This window comes from Rosenbergiella gaditana, assembly GCF_018494065.1.
Lineage (GTDB): Bacteria > Pseudomonadota > Gammaproteobacteria > Enterobacterales > Enterobacteriaceae > Rosenbergiella > Rosenbergiella gaditana.
Window position 1 is genome coordinate 264,345 of the sequence record NZ_JABBFR010000001.1, and the last position, 18,247, is coordinate 282,591.

Here is an 18,247-nt window from a genome sequence, read left to right on the forward strand (position 1 = left end):
TAATATGGATGAATTAACCCAGATTCTTATAGCATCCGGTATTGTCATTTCTTTTGGGCTAGGAGCAATAACGGCGGGGGTACTTCGCTAATGTATATTGCCTATTTCTTTGGGGCTTATGCCTTTGGCTTAGCTCTTTTCTATGCGGTCGGTTCATTTAAATCATTAACTGACCGTCTAATGTAGTTTTCTATGTAATCAATGGAGTTATTTTTATGAAAATCTTATCTACCGTAAAATCAAAAATCGCTGTTGCTTCAACTGCACTTTTTGTTTCTGCAAGCTGTTTCGCAGCGGGTGAAGGTGCATCTACTGATTATGCCGGGCAGGCTATGGACTCTCTGTTAACTCAGGCTAACGATCTTATTGCTAAAGTCTGGCCTGTTGTAGTCGCTGTTGTCGGAGCTGGTCTGGCTATCCGTCTTTTCAAAAAGTTCTCCTCAAAAGCTGTTTAATATCTATCAGGGGCACTTGCTGCCCCTTTAAATTAAAGCGGGCCATTATGAAAAGGGAAATATTATTTCTTTCCGCTCTTTGTTTACCTTCATTTTCACATGCTGACTCATGGGAAAGCGTTTCTAAATCTACCTATCAAAGCTCTGCATATTCAGAAAGCAAGCAAATAGTAAATCAGGATGGTACTCAAACCACTGTATATTATATTGATGCCGCTATGCAGTCCTCAGCTTGTCAGGCTGCTAAAGACAGTGCTAAAAGTGTATTTGAACAGGTCAAAGTAACCTATCAGGGCGTTTGGCCTGATTCTGAATTTCGTCTCGTTACGGCTGATGCTTGTACTTATAATGGTTCTCCCGGCCAGCAAGATAAATTCTGGTCTTTAGCTGCTTATATCGTTGGCGATATTCAACGCACTATTCCCGATGAAAAACCTTCCGAACCTACGCCAGAAGAAATTTGTGAAGCAAAACCACCTGAAAATGGTGTGTTCAATAATGTCTATTCTGATTCTGGTGATCGTTATATTTATTATAATGGCTGCGAGTACGAAGCCACTGGCGTTATTGTTTGCCAGAGTGATAGCTCTGTTTGCGCTGCAACGTGGAAGCCAACCGGAACGGTAGCGGACTCATCCGATAAACCTTCTTCTCCTGCTGGCGATGGCGGTGACACCGGAGGAGATGAGGCGGATAGTGGCGATAATGGAGGTAGCGATACAGGCGGCAGTTCTGGCAGTAGTAATGGTTCAAATCTTACCAAAGATGATATTCAGTCAGCTATGGAGGGCGCTTCGCCTAAAGTCGCCAGTGAAATTTATGACAAGCTAACGGAAAAAGATACCTCATCTGATGATAAAAAAACGTCTGATGAACAGACTAAAAATAATATAAATCGTCTTGGTGACTCTATAAATAATCTTACCCGTGGTGCTGCGCGTTTTGCTGACGCTTCCGGTGGTGACTCCCGTTATGGAAAAGGTGACTCTGAATTAGATAGTGCTTCAAATTTGGCAGAATCTGAATTAGGGATAGCTAAAGAATCTCATGGGGCATTATGGGAAGCATTTTTAAATAAAGGTGCGATGCTGCCTAATTTACCTAATGGTAATGGTTGTTCTGACTTAATTATTTTTCCAGGAGAGGTTTATCAAATTGATATCGAATGCGATAAATTACTTTCTATTAAAGATGCACTTTCATGGATCTTTTACTGCCTTACATTTTGGTATGTATTTACATCTTTAACTTCATTACTTCGTAAAGGGGATGAGTAATGCCTTTCTTATTGGGTATTCCAGCACTGTTACGTTTTCTTATTGGTCTTGTTCCTTTATTGATTGGCTATGTGGCGAGTTTTATTGCTCGCCTTGCAACTAAAACAGGGTTGATTGCTTTTGCACTTGTTGCATTAATTACAACTACTGTGACGCTCTTAATGCAATATCTTGCCGAGGTTATGTACAACGGTCTTCCTGCTGATTTTTCCCATTTAATGGCATCTGTATTACCTGACCATTTTCAGGCTTGCATTAATGTCATTATGGTTACTCGTATTAGTGTTTTCGTCTTCGACTTAAAACAAAAATTCCTTGATTATGCGAATAGGGTTATATAAATGGCGGTTCATGTTGTAACAGGTAAATTAGGCTCAGGTAAAACACTGGTCAGCGTGTCCAGAATACAGGAAAGATTAGCTAAGGGATGTCCTGTTGCCACCAATTTAGACCTTAAATTACATAATATGCCGATGGTAGGTCGCTATGCAAAAAAAACGCGCGTCATTCGCATTCCTGATAAACCATCGTTAAATGATTTATTGGCAATTGGCATAGGCAATACGTCTTATGATGAATCCCGTAATGGTCTTTTAGTGCTTGATGAATGTGGTACTTGGTTTAATTCCCGTTCATGGGGCGACAAGGATAGACAACCTGTTATTGACTGGTTTTTACATGCCCGTAAATTAGGTTGGGACATCATATTTCTCATCCAGGATGTTTCCATCATGGATAAACAGGCGCGATTAGCTCTTGCTGAACATGTTGTTTATTGTCGTCGATCGGATAAATTAAATATACCTATTATTGGCTCTCTTATTAATCTTCTTTCAGGTTCACGTTTCTCTTTACTAAAGGTACATTTTGGTATTGTTAAATATGGCGACAATGTAAATTCAATCACTGTTGACAAATGGATATATACTGGTAAATCTCTTTACTCCGCTTATAACACCAAGCAGACTTTCACAGACAATTATTCTCTCGGTGCTTACTCATATCTACCTCCTTTCATCACTCATGGTCAGTTTTCAGTTAATAGAGGATTTAAATACCATATGCGCCTGACGAAAATTTATTTTCGCAAATCCAATCGATTAATATTAATACTTTCATTTCTGATATTGGGGCTTGGAATAGGTTTCTGGCTAAAATCCGAGGAGATTACTAATCAAACTTCGGCTATTAAATCTGTTAGAGCTGAACAGGCGAGGGCGGTAACGCCTAATAATGCCGATGATTTACCGAGACTTTCTATCAACTCTTTCACTCAACTTGGTTTTGATGTTTCCGTTACCTTTATTGATGCTAGGGGTATGAAATACCAGTATTTTGATTTAATCAAAGATGGTTATTCCGTTGATATTAAAGATCCTTGCCGGATTGACATCAGAAAAGACCGTTATTTACAGACTGTAACTTGTCAGGAGTAATATTACAATGCGCTCACTTCTTATTGTTTTTTTATTTTTTTGTTCATTTTGTATTTCTGCTGAAACTGTTAATCTCAATAATTCATCTGTTCGTTCTTTTGTACAATGGTATTCATCAAAAACGGGTAAGCCCGTTATAGTTAATCCGGATGTTAAAGGAGCCGTGACAGTTTTTAATGCAGATGTAAATCCGACCAATATTGATGATTTTTTTAAATCAGTATTAAATGCCAACGGCTTTGTGATGCTTTCCGGTAATCCTGCTTTGGTATCTTTGCCGTCTAAACTACCATCACAGATGGCGGCTGAACCAGATGATACAGATAATAATCTTTATGATGCCATACAATCCGATTCATCTTCTCAACCCGTTTCTGTGGCTTTTACCGTCAGAAATTTTAAGCTGACAAAAGTACGATCGTCTGATATTCAGCAACTGGTAAAAATTTACCTCGATTCTAATGGCGGGGGGAATGTCGTCGACTATCCCGGCAATAATTCGCTTCTCGTTTCTGCGCCGGACGAATTACTGCCAGTTCTGACTGATTTTATCAATTCCGTAGACGTTGCTCGTGATCAGGTTTTAATTCAGTCTCTGATGTTTGAAACCAGCTTGTCCGATGGTGTTGATTTGTCGTTTGCTGCGGGTTCTGCATCTGGGCATAAGGTAGCAGGGGGCTTTAATACTTCGGCGTTGGGTAGTGCATTGTCGACGGCGGGCGGCTCTTTTGGCATTTTTGATGGTAATGTACTGGCCTTATCCTTGCGTGCGGTACAGAGTAACTCCCGCTCTAAGGTGATTTCGACGCCCCGAATTCTTACCCAGTCTGGCCAGACCGGGTACATTTCTGTTGGTAAAAATGTACCCTTTATCACAGGCAAGGTTACGGGTGAATCCGCTGGGGTAAATAATCCATTCCAGACTATCGAACGTCATGATGTTGGCGTGTCTCTAAAGGTGACGCCTGTTGTCATGGGGAACGGTCAGCTTGTTCTTACGATTGATACCCGCGCTGACTCAATTAGCAATGATGAACAGGCATCCGATATTATTACTAATGATTTACCAACGATAAAGGGCGAGTGATGGGATGAACAAGCCTGAGTGGTGAAGTCAGGCCGTTCATTTACTGCATTTGATTCTGGTTCGTCTGGAGAAACGGGTAACGTAGAATCATCATCGATAGTAGCCAGTTGACGACCAGTGTCAACGAATCACGGCACATTCCATCTACATGCGCATTGGTGCGCATAATGTATATTATGTTAAATTGCATTTGTGGTTTATAAGTCAGTTATTTTACCCTAGCTCCTATAGCCGCTTCGTCATTCCTTAGGTTCTATTCAAGCTATCGTTAACGCCACCCTATTCACCGAATACTGTACTTCGCCCAATGAGCTTTCTCAGTACGCAATTGTTGATATAGAGAATTACTCAACGAAAAATTTCTTTGAACCTCTAATGGACAAGTTTACTGCGCTGGAAGATAATCCAGTGAGTGAACCTTGACATGATAGTTTTTCAGTTTCCGGTATTGGCGACAAGTTACCCTATAACTCGACTCAAGTAACAACACGCGCTAAAGGCTTTAACCTGTCATGCATTTTTTGTTTAAGGTAAATTTAACAAACCATATTTGGCTAAACGCTTTACTGTAAAACCTGCGTCATTCTTCATTAGCATGACAAACGGGATTATAGAGTGCGTGTTTGATAAACTCGCACTGATAGTCAACAGTATTTTGTCGTACCAAAGATATTGACTGAAGTGGATACGCAAGTAAGAACGCCTATACCTCCTATTCTTTAGGATCCTTGCCCTCCCCTAACGATCCTTTAATAGTAGAGTTACCCTAGTCGAGCAATACGTTGTCGTGCATCAGCTAAATGCGTCGCTAATGCAGTAAGACAAGGCATAAAATTATCGGAGAATTGATTACACTCGCGGGCCAGCCTTAAAAACTCTTCAGCCATTTGCAGTGCCTCGTGCCAACTCAGTTCGTCAATCGTATCAAGTAAAGTAGCTGGTCGTAGCGTATTTACCCGTTCGCCTCCTGATTTCGGCGCAAAGCCCATCGGTAGCATATCGTAAGCCGGTGCGAGCTGGTAAGGCCGACCATGATCACTGATAAAAGATAAATTCCCATGGTGCATATCGGTGTTACCGATCAGTACACCAAATGCCCAGAGTTTTGCCGCTTCTTGCACCGCGCTGGGAACAACATGTTGCTGGGTGGCGAGCTCTTTAACGAGATTTGGCCAAGGCTCTCTGGCTCGTCCAATAAATTCCGCCTCCAACGCGCGTAATGAGAAAATACCTATCCGGCCAAGTTCATTTTGGCGATCAAAGCGAGGAATTTCTAAAAATCGTTGTGTGCCTAAATCAATCACTGTCGTTTCAACACCCAGCACCTGTAAGGCCAAATGCTCAGCCAATAGCAGATCACGCCAACGTTCACTCACTGGATTATCTTCCAGCGCAGTAAACTTGACCAGTACATGACCGCGTTCGCTGTAAGTACAGAATTTAGGTTGCTCTCCACCTGCTGATGAGCCTGGTACCTCGCCCGAACTGGTCGATAAGGCAAGTTGCGGATAGTGCTGGTCACGGTCTATCGGTCTAGGAATTGGCATCGCTAAAAATTGTGTTTTCGCCCTTTCACCAATCAATAAGTTACCCACGCTATCATGACCATGGACTAATAAGGCTCTAATCACTTCGTCGTCTTGCCAATCTTCCGGATTCGATGACAAGCGTAACTCAGTTGAAAAAGCCGCCGCAAACGCACGGCCAAGATAACCTTGCGGTCGCATATCAAATAGCCACCAAGGCAGTCCATCACTATGGTTTGCTCTCCCATCAGCTTGGTGCATCACAAATCCATGCGGGTATACCGGAATGAGGTTACCCAACAATCTGATTTTTCCTTGGTCAGAAATTCGGTAGATCGGTGCAATACGAAACCCACGATAAGGATGTATTAAGGCGTAATGAATAGAAGGCCCTGCACCTATTCTGATAATTTCACTCTCCATGCTTTTAAGTGCACGAGAGAGCGTTGGCTGACTAACCTTAATATTATCAGTAAGTTGCCTAACCGTCATTGGCGATTGTTGAAGGTAATAACGTATGGCTTCTGCGCGATTTTTCATGGGTACGCACCAATTTGAATAGATTAATGAATAGCTTTTTGAATAGATAACCTATCATGCGTGCGGGGGAATGTCACCTTAATGGCCGTTCTCTACGCATGAAGCGCGTAACCCACGATAGTCCAGATCCTGATGGCAACGTGCATGCCGCGCTTACCGGCAAACTGCAGTAATCCAATTTATTTTTAGCCGTAAACCGATCACCTTAAGTAGACGAACGAAATGCCACGCTATCCCAATACCCTGCAAGAGTCTTTTGGTAAACGGCAATCGCCTCGGTTGGGGGATGATTGATTATTAAGCTCAGTAACAAATCACTCGCCAGCGAAGCTTTATTCAAGGCCATTGCACAGAGCGCATAAAAAGGAATAATTTCGCTGCGTTCAGGGTAACGTGCTAACAACCTTTTGAAGAGTGTCTCAGCCTCAGAGAGTTTACCTAAACACCGGGCAGTACACGCAAGACCAAAAGTAGCCTCAAATTCATCATCGGCGCTAAGCGGTTCACTCAGTGCCCGCTGATAATAGTCGAAGGCCTGCTCCTCTCTTCCTTCATTATCATAAGCCCAAGCAATATGTAGAAAGAGTAGCCCTTTAACAGAGGCGGTCGTCAGTAATGAAAAAAGCCTTTGCCGGCTTTGTGTATAGTGCTTATTTTTTCGTAGTGTTATCGCATAGGGCAGCAGGTGCGCATCTGTCATACTATCGGTAACTCAATTCAATGAGGGTTACCGATAGCTTAGCGCTTCTGTGCTTTTTTGTCTAAGATAATGGAATTTTTATGCGGAGATACGGGTGATTAGCCGTTGGAGCTTTTCGCTGAACTCCACTGCATGAAAGTGGCTAATTTCTCTGCCCACCACCACCGTTTCAGCAAGGGTCTGCATAGGCGGCCAGCGGGTTTTAAAATTAGAGTAGATTGCTAAGACGGGTACCTTATAAGCACTGGCCATATGCACGATCGACGTGTCGGGAGAAATCGTTAAAAAGGCATTGCGTACCACCGCGGCGCTACGGAGAATAGAAGGCTCGAGCGATAAGATATAGATGTTTTGCCATTCAGCCACACGTTTTTTAGTCTGCTCACTCATTTTCGGGCTATGCACTATCACGACGGGTAAGGGGGTCACCTGCTGGATAAGCGAGAGTAACTGATCAGCTGCTGCCGGTGAAAAAGTTCGTTCTGCCACACTCCCTTCTAGGTTCAACGCAATATAGGGGCCTAATGCGTTGATTTCTGAATCAACTTCCCGCGACGTCGCTTCGGGAATGGGTAGTTCGAAACCGGCCTCCACCACCGGAAACCCTGCTTCGCGCATTAGAATAGACCACGTCATGGGGACAGGAGCACGAAATTTTTGGTCCATACGCGAAGCAATACGGCAATAGGGCGAAAAACAGCGCATCTTTAGTCCTACGGCTTGTAAATTAGCCTTCGCACGTAAGGTGTTCACAAAAAGTAAGGTTTTAAGATTTTTTTTACGCATCGCCTCAATACAGAGATCGGGTGTACCGTACTCTGCGCGGATCTGCTGGGCCAATGCCTTGATTTCACTGTAACGGGCGACATCCTGAAACTGAGTGGTCATTACGGTTAAACGGGTGTTAGATAATGTTAACGCCTCGAACACATGATGATTAAGGGTTGAGGCGATAATGATGAGATGCGCGATCTGTTGCTTTTCTAAAGAACGAATAAGTGGGTAGGTCGCCATGGCATCGCCGATTTGATCGGGGATATGCAATACTACGGTATGGATATTTTTGGCAACCAAAGGCTGTGGTTTATAGTCGAAAAAGCGAAAGGCTAAATTTCTCAATATGGACATTTTTGTATTCTACCAAGCTATTATACTTTTAGTATCGGAATTACATAATTGACCGCGCTAAGCATAAAATGTTCAACACACTATACACAGTAGTTTCAAACTTTAAGTATTTAATAAAATCAGGTGAGAGAAGCTTCCCCCACCTGAAATCTATTACTGATGAGTGGCGGTATGTTTGGGCAGTGCAAATCCTATTAGACCTGCAGTCACTAACATAAGCCCGCCACATAGCGTTATGGGTGCGAGGATCCCTTGGCCATCGAGTAGTAATCCTCCCAGCGCAGCCCCCAAGGTATTGGCAAACTGTATCACCGCCACCTGTACTGCCCCGGCATTCTCCGCTTGATGAGACAGATTACGAGCAATCCAAGTAGACCATGCGACGGGAATAAAACCGAAAGTAAGTCCCCACAGAACCATAATCATCGACGCAACCCATGGGATATGGCCAAAGATAATGAAAAGCCCCGCGCAGAAGAAAAGTGTGGTAGGCGCAAGAAATAACGTCCGCATTAAATGTTTTTTTAAGACGATCGCAGAACAAGATGTACCGATAAAATTGGCAATCCCAAATCCTAAAAAAATGAGTGTGAGCTGGTTGACATCTAACTCGGAAACCGTGGCCAAAAGTGGGCGAATATAGGTGAAGAAAGAAAACTGCCCACAAAAAGTCAGGAATATGGCCAACATCGCAACCATGACGCCAGTTTGCTTAAAGATCCCTAGCATGGATTCTTTTTCTACCGATGAATCACGCATTGCGGGTAACACCTTCATTAACCACACACTGCAGACCCCTCCTAGCACTGCCGCGCCGATAAATACGTTTCGCCAGCCAATAATATTTCCCAAAAAACTGCCAATGGGTGCAGCAATGACCATCGCAATGGATACACCGCCAAACACCACAGAAAGTGCTTTGGCTAACGCATGGGGAGGAACGAGTTTCATGGTGACCGAAGCCGCCAGCGCCCAAAATCCGCCCAGTGCAATACCCAATACTACACGCCCACCTAAAAGTAAGAAAAAGTTAGTGGAGAATGCGACAATTAAACTGGACAAGGAGAGTAATATCGCAAAGGCAATGACCACATAACGGCGATCGGTGTTCTTTATTAATGATGTAATAATGATACTGGCAAACATGGCCACTAACGCCGTGGTTGTTACGGTTTGCCCGGCTGCCCCCTCACTGATATGAAGATCTGCTGCCATCGGCGTAAGTAAACTTACCGGTAAAAACTCTGCGGTAATTAAACAGGCCACACAAAATGCAATAGCGAACACTGCAGGCCAGTTTGGTCTCTGCGAAGAGTAAGACATAAGAGTACCCTAACGTGAAAAGGTCGATAAGCGGATCAATGAGCCGCTTGGAAGAAAATTTGTGCTCTGTGAGGTAAGCCGTTGCCAGTATTCACTGCAACGGCAAGGAATAAACTAAAATAAGCGATTACGAAACTTTAATGACCATTTTACCGAAGCTTTCGCCGCGTAAAACCTTGTTCAATGCTTCTGGAGCCTGTTCGAGGCCTTCGATCACTTGTTCACGATAATGGATTTCGCCCTCCTCAACCCAAGGCGTCATGGTTGATAAGAAATTGGCGTAGTGATCAGCGTAGTCCGCGAAAATAATAAAGCCTTGTAGCAAAATACGCTTCTTAATGAGTTGCGTAAGGATGTAAGGCGTTTTATCTGGACCAGCAGGTAACTCAGTGTGGTTGTAATAAGAGACTGCGCCACAGACGGGAACACGAGCCCGAGGATTTAAACGAGGGAACACGGCTTCAAACACCTTTCCGCCCACATTTTCAAAGTAAATATCGATCCCCTGTGGACAGGCTTTTACCAATTGCTGGTCAAAATCTTCAGCACGATGATCGATACAGTGATCCAAACCTAATACTTCTACTGCATAGCGACACTTCTCTTCGCCACCAGCGACCCCAACAACATGGCAACCGAAGCGTTTCGCTAATTGACCGACGGTCGCGCCAACCGGACCCGTTGCGGCACCTACCACTAAGGTGTCACCGGCCTTCGGTTTACCAATATCGGTCAGCCCCATATAGGCGGTGAAGCCAGGCATGCCGAGTATTCCTAACGCATAGGAGGGATGTGCTAGCGTTTGGCCAAGCTTCACCACCTCTTGCGGTTTGGCGAGAGAATAATTCTGCCAGCCTCCTTGAGACAGGACCCAATCGCCCACCTCGAAGCCTTCCACGGTGGACAGCTCCACCCGTGATACTGTCCCACCGACCATCACTTCACCGAGTTGAACGGGCGGAGCATAGGATTCACCGTCATTCATTCTGCCGCGCATATAGGGGTCTAACGAAAGGTATTCGGTACTAAGAAGTAGTTCTCCTTGTTTCGGGCTCGGCCGCTCACCAGTCACCCACGAGAAGCACTGCTCAGTAGGCTCTCCACTAGGGCGTTGAGTAAGCTGCCAGCCCTGATAGGTTTTTTCTGCAGTGGACATAGTGACTCCTTAAGAATATTAATAATATCTTTCAAGCCTAGCGAAATTTCTGCTTACCCGCTAGCGAGAGCGCTTATCCTTTAATGCGACAGCGAATATGGCGCTCTGCACTACTAATGAGTCTTAGGGATTTACGGGTGACGATACACTTCGCGTAAGATATTGATATGCCATACCCCGATTTTGGTATTTTCTGAATGGACTGATCCAACGATCAGTGAACAGGCGAGAATTAGTACGCTAATCACGGGATGGCGGCTACGATATACCTTCTTCGCCTATGAGAATGGCGTCGATGACGAGCTTAGACTTCAGCAAACCTTTTATCGCCTTCCAAACGTATGGATCGTGTTGTGTCAACACCTGATTAACAGGCGATACCCTGCAGGATGATTTTTTTTACATTCTCAAAAGTCTGTTGAAAAAACTCAGGATCATCCAACGTTTTACCGCTGATGGCCGCGACTTGTACGCCAAAATCAGCATAGTGTTGTGTGGTCGCCCACAGCGTAAATAATAAATGCAGCGGATCGATGGGCGCAAGTTGCCGTGCATCGATCCACCCCTGAATAATGGCCGATTTCTCGTCGATCAATTTCTTCAAGGCAGTATGGAGTGTCTGTGTTAACAACGGAGCGCCCTGCAGCATTTCCAAGCAGAAAAGTTTGGAGGCCTCGGGGTGATCCCGCGAGACAGTTAACTTCAGCAAAATATAGTGCTCAATGGCAGGGATGGCGTGCTGGTCTGCTTCAAACGCTTTTAAAGGTGCCAGCCACACCTCCAGCAAATCTTCCAACAGCGCAATGTACAAGGCTTCCTTAGAAGGAAAATAGTAAAGAAGATTGGTTTTTGAAACGTCGGCACTTTCGGCTACACGCTCTAAGGATGTGCCATGTAACCCAAACTGGGAAAACAGGGTCAATGCCGCGGAAAGAATGGTGCGACGTTTCTGATTTGCAGCGCGTGAACGCCGTGAATTACTGACTTTGGTTTCACTCACAGACACTCTCCTCTCTACGCTAGGCTAAGGGTTAGCAGCTGACTGCACCGCCCTTGCCCATTGCGGTGCAATAATTGTGCGTTACGGTTTAACCAAACGGTCTAGTTTAGACCAAATGCTCCAATGAATAGCAGTATAAATGATTAACACTCTCATCGATAAGGCTTTTTTAAACGAGAGTAGCCAGTTTCCTTTTTCTGACAATCGCTGAATTGCTGTTGTTTTGGTCGTTAAAGCATAGCGTGTCAGAGCTGCTACACGGGTATCCGACACCTGCGTAATTGCTGGTGATATTACACAAATACTGTCTATCGTATGAATAACTCCTATGGCCTGAACCAGTGATGGGGTGTTAATTTTAGTGGTTCCATTAGTGTAGGCGGATCACTGCTGACGATAGCTGGGGCAGTCAATAGTCTGAGCGGCTACATCATTGCCGTAGTAATCCCATCATTTTTTGGTTCTTGTTTTATCAGTAAACTACTACGACATAGAGATAACGCTAACATTGTTCCTCAACCGCATAACTTCTGATTAATCAATGGACGTAACAACTATAAAGGAATTATAACGTGATATCTGTCCCTGCCGTCGATGGGCTGTGTGCGCTCACTCGCCCGTATCAGTGTGATTCAAGTAGTGAGCAGCTGTTCCATAACGCGATGCTGGAGATTGTTTCTTTTCATGTGAAAAATACGTCGGGGTACGCGCAATGGTTAACCCATCACCACATAAACCCAGACAATCCACAGCTGAACTCATGGGGCGATCTGCCGCCGATATTTGCTAATTATTTCAAGCGTCATCTTTTGCTCAGTAATACCGGCCAGGACGCGCTGGAACTGACGTCCTCAGGGACTAGTGGGCAAAAAAGCCGAATGCGTTTTGACGAGCGTAGCATAAAAGCCGCACAAGGTATGGTCGACCATATCTTTCATCACTATGGCTGGGTTAAACCAGATACGCCCTGTAATTATCTCCTGCTGAGTTACGAACCTAACGATATCATTACGTTAGGTACGGCCTACACCGACCAATTTTTATGTAAATATGCGCCAGTCAAACAGGCTGTGTATGCTCTGAGAGATACCGGGAAAGGTCATGAGTTCGATCCATTTGGTGTTATTCAGGCGCTACAAACCTTCTCACGGGATGATGCACCCGTACGTATTCTAGGGTTCCCTGCGTTTATGTGGTTCGTTCTTGAAAGAATGCGCGAGATGAATTTGCCGCCGCTCACCCTGCCGCCAGGTTCATTAACATTTTTCGGCGGCGGCTGGAAAACGCATGCGGACAAAGAAATACCAAAGGCAACATTATATGCACGGCTTGGTGAACAACTGGGGTTACCTGATGCCTATTGTCGGGATGGCTATGGCTCTGTTGAACACTGTGTTCCTTATGTCGAATGCGCCCATCACCACTTTCATATCCCGGTATATGCCAGAGCATGGATCCGCGATACCCGCACATTTGAGATTAAAGGCTACGGATCGAGGGGATTTCTGCAATTTGTCTCGCCGTATATTACCTCCAGCCCGGCCCATAGTATTGTGATGAGCGATTTAGCCATCCTGCATCGCGCCCATGAATGCGGGTGTGGAACTGATACAGACTGGTTTGAACTGCTTGGCCGCGCCAGTCAGCATACAGCCCGGAGCTGTGCATTAGCGGCCTCGGAGTTAATACAAGGAAAGTAATATGTATTTTATTTATGGTAAATGCTACTCCTCCTCCACTACGGAACAGGCGCTAAGCATGCTGACAGAGACGCTGCACGATACGCTGAGCCAGCCGCTGCCGACAGATGCGTTGTTTGCCTGTGCGAGACGTTTTGTGAAGCGGCTGGAAGATAGTGCATTTTTACCCCGACTTGATGCTGTGGTCAGGGAAGATGTGAGCCAGTTCTGCCAGCCAGATGCATTGCGCTTCAAGCTTGAACATGAGCTGGGGGATGCCCCCTTCTCGCTACGCCGTTTTAATCTATCGCAGTCGCATTTCGAAAGCTGGCGCCCCCTAGGCGTCGTGTTGCATGTCACTCCGGCTAATGCGGAGTCGCTCCCTTTTCTGGCAATAGTAGAAAGCATATTGGTGGGCAATATTAACTGGCTGCGTCCCAGCACTAGCGAACAAGGTCTGACCCTTGAACTGTTACAGGCCTTTCTTGACTGCGATGCGACAAATACGCTGGCGAACTACTTCGCCATTCTGCCAGTGGAGGCCGATCAGCTCGCTCTGCTGATGGCCCATGTGGATGGCGTTTCGGCATGGGGCGGTGATGCGGCGCTTAACGCTATACGTCATCAGCTTCCTGGCGGCTGTCGCTGGATCCCATGGGGACATAAAATTAGCTTTTCCTGGCTGATTCCGAATGCGGTTGAAGACAGACAGCTTGATGCACTGGCGGATGAAATTTGCCGTTTCAATCAGCTGGCATGTTCCAGCTCGCAAGTCATATTTGTCGATACCGAGTCGCAGTCTACGTTAACAGAAATTGGTGAAAACCTGGCGCAGGCAATGCATCGTCGTTGCGCACGCTGGTCCTTTAACCAACCGGACGAAAAGTCGGCAGCAGATATCACCAGCGCGCAAGCCTTTAGCGAACTTGACAAGATTTTTAACAATGGCCATAACCATTGCTGGAGCGGTGAAAACTGGCGTATTTTGCTGCAAGATACGGTCGGGCTTGAACCCTCTCCACTCTATCGCACTTTGTTGTTACGCCCGATGCCCCGTCATAAGCTGATTCAGACACTACGCCCCTGGCGTACTTATCTGCAAACCTGTAGCCTGGCGGCGACAGCAAATGACACGGTCTTCCTCAGCCAACTTCTGCTGGCTGCTGGTGTTAATCGCATTACGACGCTTGCAGGCATGCATTCTAGCTATAGCGGCGAACCGCACGACGGTATGTTCGCATTAAACCAACTGGTGCGACGGGTTACTGTCACCCTTGATGCCGATTCGTTACCCGGATTAGCGACGCTCGATCTTCCGCTCCGGGCGCCAGACTTGCCCATCGCTCAGCCGATCATGAATAAATCTGACTTCATTGAAAACATGATCCAGCCCAGCGCAAAGCTGTTTTTTCGCAGCGGAGGCAGCAGCGGCGTACCTAAACTGGCCGGTTTTACGTATCGTGATTAGTTGGTCGTCACAAATCTAACACGTCGACTCATGCCGCTGATTCGTTATCCTGTTGGCGATATTGCTGCCTGGAGTGAACCGCTGGGAAAAACCGCGCGTAAGTTCATTTTGCAAGGAAGGAGCAGCCTCGGGCAACGTATTCGTGTAGGTTTTTCTTCTGTTTTTCCTGATGAATTCGACACTCTGATTACCGAAATATTTGGCAGGCAACAGTGGCAGATGGTACTAGATCATCAAGATTATTGCGATCAGTTAACTCTACGCATTGTCTTTACCGGCAGTGATAACGATGCGGATGCTCTGTGTAATTCTATACTGGAAAAGGATCACTCACTTGCTGAATTGTGTGAGGCAGGTCAGTTACGCCTGATCATTGAGTGGTGCAGACAGGATGAGCTTATCTGCAACTCCCGTACCGGAAAATTACAGCGGGTCATAGACAGACGCACGTATATGACAACTGGAGTGGAAAAATGCTCGTAATAAGGAGTTTCCAGGCAAAGGATGCTGAGGGTATCAGCATGCTGTTTCGTGAAGTATACGGTGATCGCTACGTCTATTCTGACCTTTACGTACCGACTATGATCGAGTGGAACAACGCACAACACAACTGGCGCAGCGCGGTAGCAGTAAAAAACAACTGCATCATAGGGCATGCAGCTTTATGGCTGCATGATAATGATTCCTGTGCCGAACTGGCTATGTTTGCTACTCATCCTGAAGCCCGACATTGTGGTATAGCCACGAAACTGGGGAGGTATCTCTGTCATGAGGCACGTAAACAGCAATTGTCCACACTCACGATAAAAATGGTATGTAGCCATCCTTATTCACAACGGGTGGCGAAAAATCTGGGTTTTCATACCACAGCCCTGTTACGGGATTACGTCGTGTCGCCATTCAAATCAGACGATCGTGAAAGCGTTATAGTTGGCGTTCTGGCTTTACAGCCACGACCAGTCCCTCAGATAGTGGAAATGAGAGGACAGTATCTCTGGCTATCACGCCTTAGTTCCCATTTTGGCAATACGCAACCTTCTCCTTCCCTGCAGACTATCTTACCTCTTGACATTACCGACGTTAGCGATCGCATAGAAGTCACCCTCCACCAACTGACACGCAAGATGATAGATGAGATAACTCGTCTTCCGCGCTGCCGACTTATCTATCTCCGTGTTCGGCTCAACAGCGCACTGGCAGAGGCTCTTCCCACGCTTTATCGGGCGGAGTATCGAGATATGGGCCTGATCCCTGATAACAAGGGAGGCTGGTTTTGGTTATTTCAGCGCGGTTTCAGGCGACATGACCTCCAGCTATGCTGTCCTACAGCCCAAATGTTGCAAAACCAGCTATTCTTGTAGCCATTTAAAATGGCTACTTAGCAACGTTTACTATTTCATTGCTCCCCAAAGCCCAGTGGTGCCTTGGCTGAGAGCCTGATAGTGAGAATAAGTGACAATGTCACTCGCTGCTTAGGTCAGATTATAGTAGCGGTCGACCTGTTTTAATGGCGGTAATGGGCGTTGTTCCGTCATCTCTAAAAGATTGCGCTCAATACCGGTACAAATGGCATTGAGCGCAAGATTATTGGCCCCCTCACCAAAAGGGTGCTCCATCTCTTCGGCAACCGCATCCCACGACAAAAAAGTATAGGAAATAAAGACTGATACAAAGGGGGTGAGCCAATGTAAATCCGCGACTAACGCCAAGGGTAATAACGTACAAAATAGGTAAACAGTGCGTTGTAGAATCAGAGAATAAGCAAAAGGAACCGGCGTAGTGGCAATACGCTCGCAACCGCCCAAGCAGTGAGATAATTCGTTAAGATTTTCATCAATATTGCGATAGTTAATTTCTGATACCCTGCCTTGCCGTAATAAATCAGCATAAAACTCACCGATCTTTAGCAACATCATATTGGCCAGTGAATGCCGACTCAGTATGGCGTCAGCCTGTGAGTGTCCCATTAACCGCTGTAAATCTTCCCGTGCAGAGGTCTCGCGTAGACTGTGATTGAGCGACCACGCATAGGCAATCAGTAAGTTGGCGGCTAATTTTGCACTTTGCCCTTCATTTACCGCACAGAGTGTTTGACGAATCAGACTGCGACTCGTAATCATCATGGAGCCCCAGATTTTTCTGGCTTCAACGTATCTACTGTAACTGGCATTATTACGAAAACCCAAAAAGATGGCGATCGCAATCCCCAATAAACTAAAGGGGGGCAAGGTAAGATGAGCATTTAATTGGGTAAGCCATGGATAGAGCAACAAGGCGATGAGTGACATGCCCAGGTTAAGCAGTAAACGGAATAAAATTTGCGGCATTACCGAACCATGCCAGGTGAAAAGACGAACAAACCAATGTTGTGGGGGACGAACAATCATCACGGGTTCCTAACACTTGAGAAGAGCTAAAGGTTAGCGCGGTCAGCCGTTGCGCTTATCCCTTATTATTGTGCAATTAGCTTAACTGATGGAGAGCTTGCATGAAATCGAAAGATCTCGCGAAGTTTCTTGCAGAAAGTTATGTGCTCTCCCTTCTCAACCACTCGACGCGAATCACATCAACCTGTCGCCAATCAGGTGATAGTCAACTTAATACGAAAGCCCCTTTTGGGGATTTTATTCAATCAAAATTGTATTTATCAACACCCCATTTTATTTTACCCTGTTTTTCTTCGTTGGTTATTTCCTCTACTGACGAATTCATTAAATCAAGACATGACTTACCTTTACCACCAATTTTTTCAAGATTTAACCTAGCTTTCGAATAATATTTGAAAAATGACTCTCTATCATATTTTTTACTATCAATAACATAAGAACAAATAGAGTCAGTTCCGAACTTATCCCTTAAAAAAGAATGACCTTTTTCAGAAATATTCTTATCAATTACATTCAAAGCATCAAGTGTTTCAGGTGTGGATATGATAAGTGAATGAGAAAGCGCATTTCTTAAATCATTGCTTTTTTCGATGCTAATTTTTCAGTTAATGATGGAACATCATTTAACGCTTTATGATCACCTCTACTAACACTATTAATAACAACATCTAAATTAAAAGGGTTCGTCGCCATAGCATGGCTGGCACATGAAAATAATAATGCTAATGTAGCAGTATTAAAGCGCCTCATCTTACCACTTCCAGACGAGTATCATTTGAGTCAAGGATGCGTCTACGTGTTCCCGGCCCTATGATGATACAACCTTCAGAAGCCCACCCCAGAACACCATGAACTCTTTCATCCTGTATACGGAAAGCGCTTCTACCAAAAGTATTACCGGATGTTTGAACAAGTATGATGGTCATTGGGTAATCCCCCCGAAAAATCGGTGTGTTCATAAGTAGAATTTTCTACTAACCTGAACTCAGGGGAGATTTCTATGAAACGATCACGTTTTACTGACAGCCAGATCATTGCCATTCTCAAGCAAGCTGAAGCGGGTACTCCGGTTCCTGAACTGTGCC

The 18,247-nt window shown here is 45.2% G+C and carries 20 protein-coding genes; 11 read left to right on the plus strand and 9 right to left on the minus strand.

Annotated features, from left to right (window positions below; genetic code table 11):
• Positions 1–4: 4 nt before the first annotated feature.
• The 6 genes from HH682_RS16070 (at position 5) to HH682_RS01360 (ending at position 4,255) form a co-directional block, all read left to right on the plus strand.
• Positions 5–91: a tail virion protein G7P-2 gene (locus HH682_RS16070; protein WP_420826171.1), complete on the plus strand. Its 87-nt coding sequence runs from the start codon at positions 5–7 to the stop codon at positions 89–91.
• A 124-nt stretch (positions 92–215) separates the two neighbouring features.
• Positions 216–455, plus strand: coding sequence for a major coat protein (locus HH682_RS01340; protein ID WP_046359125.1), 240 nt, complete (start codon positions 216–218; stop codon positions 453–455).
• A gap of 47 nt (positions 456–502) precedes the next feature.
• A complete protein-coding gene (locus tag HH682_RS01345) occupies positions 503–1,732 on the plus strand; it encodes an attachment protein (RefSeq protein WP_214235487.1) in 1,230 nt (409 codons plus the stop codon).
• A complete protein-coding gene (locus HH682_RS01350; protein ID WP_214235489.1) occupies positions 1,732–2,073 on the plus strand; it encodes a DUF5455 family protein in 342 nt (113 codons plus the stop codon). The genes HH682_RS01345 and HH682_RS01350 overlap by 1 nt, the downstream gene beginning before the upstream one ends.
• Positions 2,074–3,168 (plus strand): zonular occludens toxin domain-containing protein, encoded by a 1,095-nt coding sequence (locus HH682_RS01355; RefSeq protein WP_214235491.1) that lies wholly within the window; start codon positions 2,074–2,076, stop codon positions 3,166–3,168.
• A gap of 7 nt (positions 3,169–3,175) precedes the next feature.
• Positions 3,176–4,255, plus strand: a complete 1,080-nt coding sequence (locus HH682_RS01360; protein ID WP_250318473.1) for a secretin N-terminal domain-containing protein — start codon at positions 3,176–3,178, stop codon at positions 4,253–4,255.
• Between the two features lie 761 nt (positions 4,256–5,016).
• On the opposite strand, the gene yjjJ is transcribed toward HH682_RS01360, so the two are convergent.
• The 6 genes from yjjJ to rutR form a co-directional block, all read right to left on the minus strand.
• Positions 5,017–6,321 (minus strand): type II toxin-antitoxin system HipA family toxin YjjJ, encoded by a 1,305-nt coding sequence (gene yjjJ, locus HH682_RS01365; RefSeq protein WP_214235492.1) that lies wholly within the window; start codon positions 6,319–6,321, stop codon positions 5,017–5,019.
• 205 nt (positions 6,322–6,526) lie between these two features.
• On the minus strand, positions 6,527–7,021 hold the full coding sequence (locus tag HH682_RS01370) for a tetratricopeptide repeat protein (protein WP_214235494.1): 495 nt from the start codon (positions 7,019–7,021) through the stop codon (positions 6,527–6,529).
• A gap of 78 nt (positions 7,022–7,099) precedes the next feature.
• Complete coding sequence (locus tag HH682_RS01375; protein WP_214235496.1) at positions 7,100–8,149, minus strand: glycosyltransferase family 9 protein; 1,050 nt, start codon at positions 8,147–8,149, stop codon at positions 7,100–7,102.
• A 153-nt stretch (positions 8,150–8,302) separates the two neighbouring features.
• The gene (locus tag HH682_RS01380) at positions 8,303–9,472 is read right to left on the minus strand and encodes an MFS transporter (RefSeq protein WP_214235499.1); all 1,170 of its coding nucleotides are present in this window, start codon (positions 9,470–9,472) and stop codon (positions 8,303–8,305) included.
• 127 nt (positions 9,473–9,599) lie between these two features.
• Positions 9,600–10,628, minus strand: a complete 1,029-nt coding sequence (locus HH682_RS01385) for an NADP-dependent oxidoreductase (protein ID WP_214235501.1) — start codon at positions 10,626–10,628, stop codon at positions 9,600–9,602.
• Positions 10,629–10,995: 367 nt separating this feature from the next.
• Positions 10,996–11,628, minus strand: coding sequence for an HTH-type transcriptional regulator RutR (gene rutR, locus HH682_RS01390; protein ID WP_214235503.1), 633 nt, complete (start codon positions 11,626–11,628; stop codon positions 10,996–10,998).
• Positions 11,629–12,200: 572 nt separating this feature from the next.
• On the opposite strand from rutR, the gene HH682_RS01395 reads away from it, so the two are divergent.
• Genes HH682_RS01395 through HH682_RS01410 form a run of 4 tightly spaced genes read left to right on the plus strand, consistent with a single transcriptional unit; the run spans position 12,201 to position 16,136 of the window.
• Entirely contained in the window at positions 12,201–13,328 is a 1,128-nt protein-coding gene (locus HH682_RS01395) for a LuxE/PaaK family acyltransferase (protein WP_214235505.1), read from the plus strand.
• Positions 13,329–13,386: 58 nt separating this feature from the next.
• Positions 13,387–14,775 carry an acyl-CoA reductase gene (locus HH682_RS01400; RefSeq protein ID WP_275957696.1) on the plus strand — a complete coding sequence of 463 codons (1,389 nt, stop codon included), beginning with the start codon at positions 13,387–13,389 and terminating at the stop codon, positions 14,773–14,775.
• Between the two features lie 30 nt (positions 14,776–14,805).
• Positions 14,806–15,258: a phenylacetate--CoA ligase family protein gene (locus tag HH682_RS01405; RefSeq protein ID WP_214235509.1), complete on the plus strand. Its 453-nt coding sequence runs from the start codon at positions 14,806–14,808 to the stop codon at positions 15,256–15,258.
• 38 nt (positions 15,259–15,296) lie between these two features.
• Positions 15,297–16,136: a GNAT family N-acetyltransferase gene (locus tag HH682_RS01410; RefSeq protein ID WP_250318474.1), complete on the plus strand. Its 840-nt coding sequence runs from the start codon at positions 15,297–15,299 to the stop codon at positions 16,134–16,136.
• Positions 16,137–16,247: 111 nt separating this feature from the next.
• On the opposite strand, the gene HH682_RS01415 is transcribed toward HH682_RS01410, so the two are convergent.
• The 3 genes from HH682_RS01415 to HH682_RS01425 form a co-directional block, all read right to left on the minus strand.
• Complete coding sequence (locus tag HH682_RS01415) at positions 16,248–17,162, minus strand: bestrophin family protein (protein ID WP_214235513.1); 915 nt, start codon at positions 17,160–17,162, stop codon at positions 16,248–16,250.
• A gap of 241 nt (positions 17,163–17,403) precedes the next feature.
• Entirely contained in the window at positions 17,404–17,679 is a 276-nt protein-coding gene (locus tag HH682_RS01420) for a hypothetical protein (RefSeq protein WP_214235515.1), read from the minus strand.
• 53 nt (positions 17,680–17,732) lie between these two features.
• Positions 17,733–17,912 (minus strand): hypothetical protein, encoded by a 180-nt coding sequence (locus HH682_RS01425; protein ID WP_214235516.1) that lies wholly within the window; start codon positions 17,910–17,912, stop codon positions 17,733–17,735.
• 250 nt (positions 17,913–18,162) lie between these two features.
• On the opposite strand from HH682_RS01425, the gene HH682_RS15995 reads away from it, so the two are divergent.
• Positions 18,163–18,247: transposase (locus HH682_RS15995; RefSeq protein ID WP_250318498.1), on the plus strand; the 85-nt coding region annotated here is incomplete at its 3' end.

Bases quoted from the DNA above. Each gene is read 5' to 3' on its own strand.
- HH682_RS01345 (WP_214235487.1), top strand. From the start codon at position 503: ATGAAAAGGGAAATATTATTTCTTTCCGCTCTTTGTTTACCTTCATTT.
- HH682_RS01375 (WP_214235496.1), bottom strand. From the start codon at position 8,149: ATGTCCATATTGAGAAATTTAGCCTTTCGCTTTTTCGACTATAAACCA.
- HH682_RS01355 (WP_214235491.1), top strand. From the start codon at position 2,074: ATGGCGGTTCATGTTGTAACAGGTAAATTAGGCTCAGGTAAAACACTG.
- HH682_RS01415 (WP_214235513.1), bottom strand. From the start codon at position 17,162: ATGATTGTTCGTCCCCCACAACATTGGTTTGTTCGTCTTTTCACCTGG.
- HH682_RS01425 (WP_214235516.1), bottom strand. From the start codon at position 17,912: ATGAGGCGCTTTAATACTGCTACATTAGCATTATTATTTTCATGTGCC.
- HH682_RS16070 (WP_420826171.1), top strand. From the start codon at position 5: ATGGATGAATTAACCCAGATTCTTATAGCATCCGGTATTGTCATTTCT.
- HH682_RS01370 (WP_214235494.1), bottom strand. From the start codon at position 7,021: ATGACAGATGCGCACCTGCTGCCCTATGCGATAACACTACGAAAAAAT.
- HH682_RS01350 (WP_214235489.1), top strand. From the start codon at position 1,732: ATGCCTTTCTTATTGGGTATTCCAGCACTGTTACGTTTTCTTATTGGT.
- HH682_RS01385 (WP_214235501.1), bottom strand. From the start codon at position 10,628: ATGTCCACTGCAGAAAAAACCTATCAGGGCTGGCAGCTTACTCAACGC.
- HH682_RS01400 (WP_275957696.1), top strand. From the start codon at position 13,387: ATGCTGACAGAGACGCTGCACGATACGCTGAGCCAGCCGCTGCCGACA.
- HH682_RS01405 (WP_214235509.1), top strand. From the start codon at position 14,806: ATGCCGCTGATTCGTTATCCTGTTGGCGATATTGCTGCCTGGAGTGAA.
- yjjJ (WP_214235492.1), bottom strand. From the start codon at position 6,321: ATGAAAAATCGCGCAGAAGCCATACGTTATTACCTTCAACAATCGCCA.
- HH682_RS01360 (WP_250318473.1), top strand. From the start codon at position 3,176: ATGCGCTCACTTCTTATTGTTTTTTTATTTTTTTGTTCATTTTGTATT.
- HH682_RS01340 (WP_046359125.1), top strand. From the start codon at position 216: ATGAAAATCTTATCTACCGTAAAATCAAAAATCGCTGTTGCTTCAACT.
- HH682_RS01380 (WP_214235499.1), bottom strand. From the start codon at position 9,472: ATGTCTTACTCTTCGCAGAGACCAAACTGGCCTGCAGTGTTCGCTATT.
- HH682_RS01410 (WP_250318474.1), top strand. From the start codon at position 15,297: ATGCTGTTTCGTGAAGTATACGGTGATCGCTACGTCTATTCTGACCTT.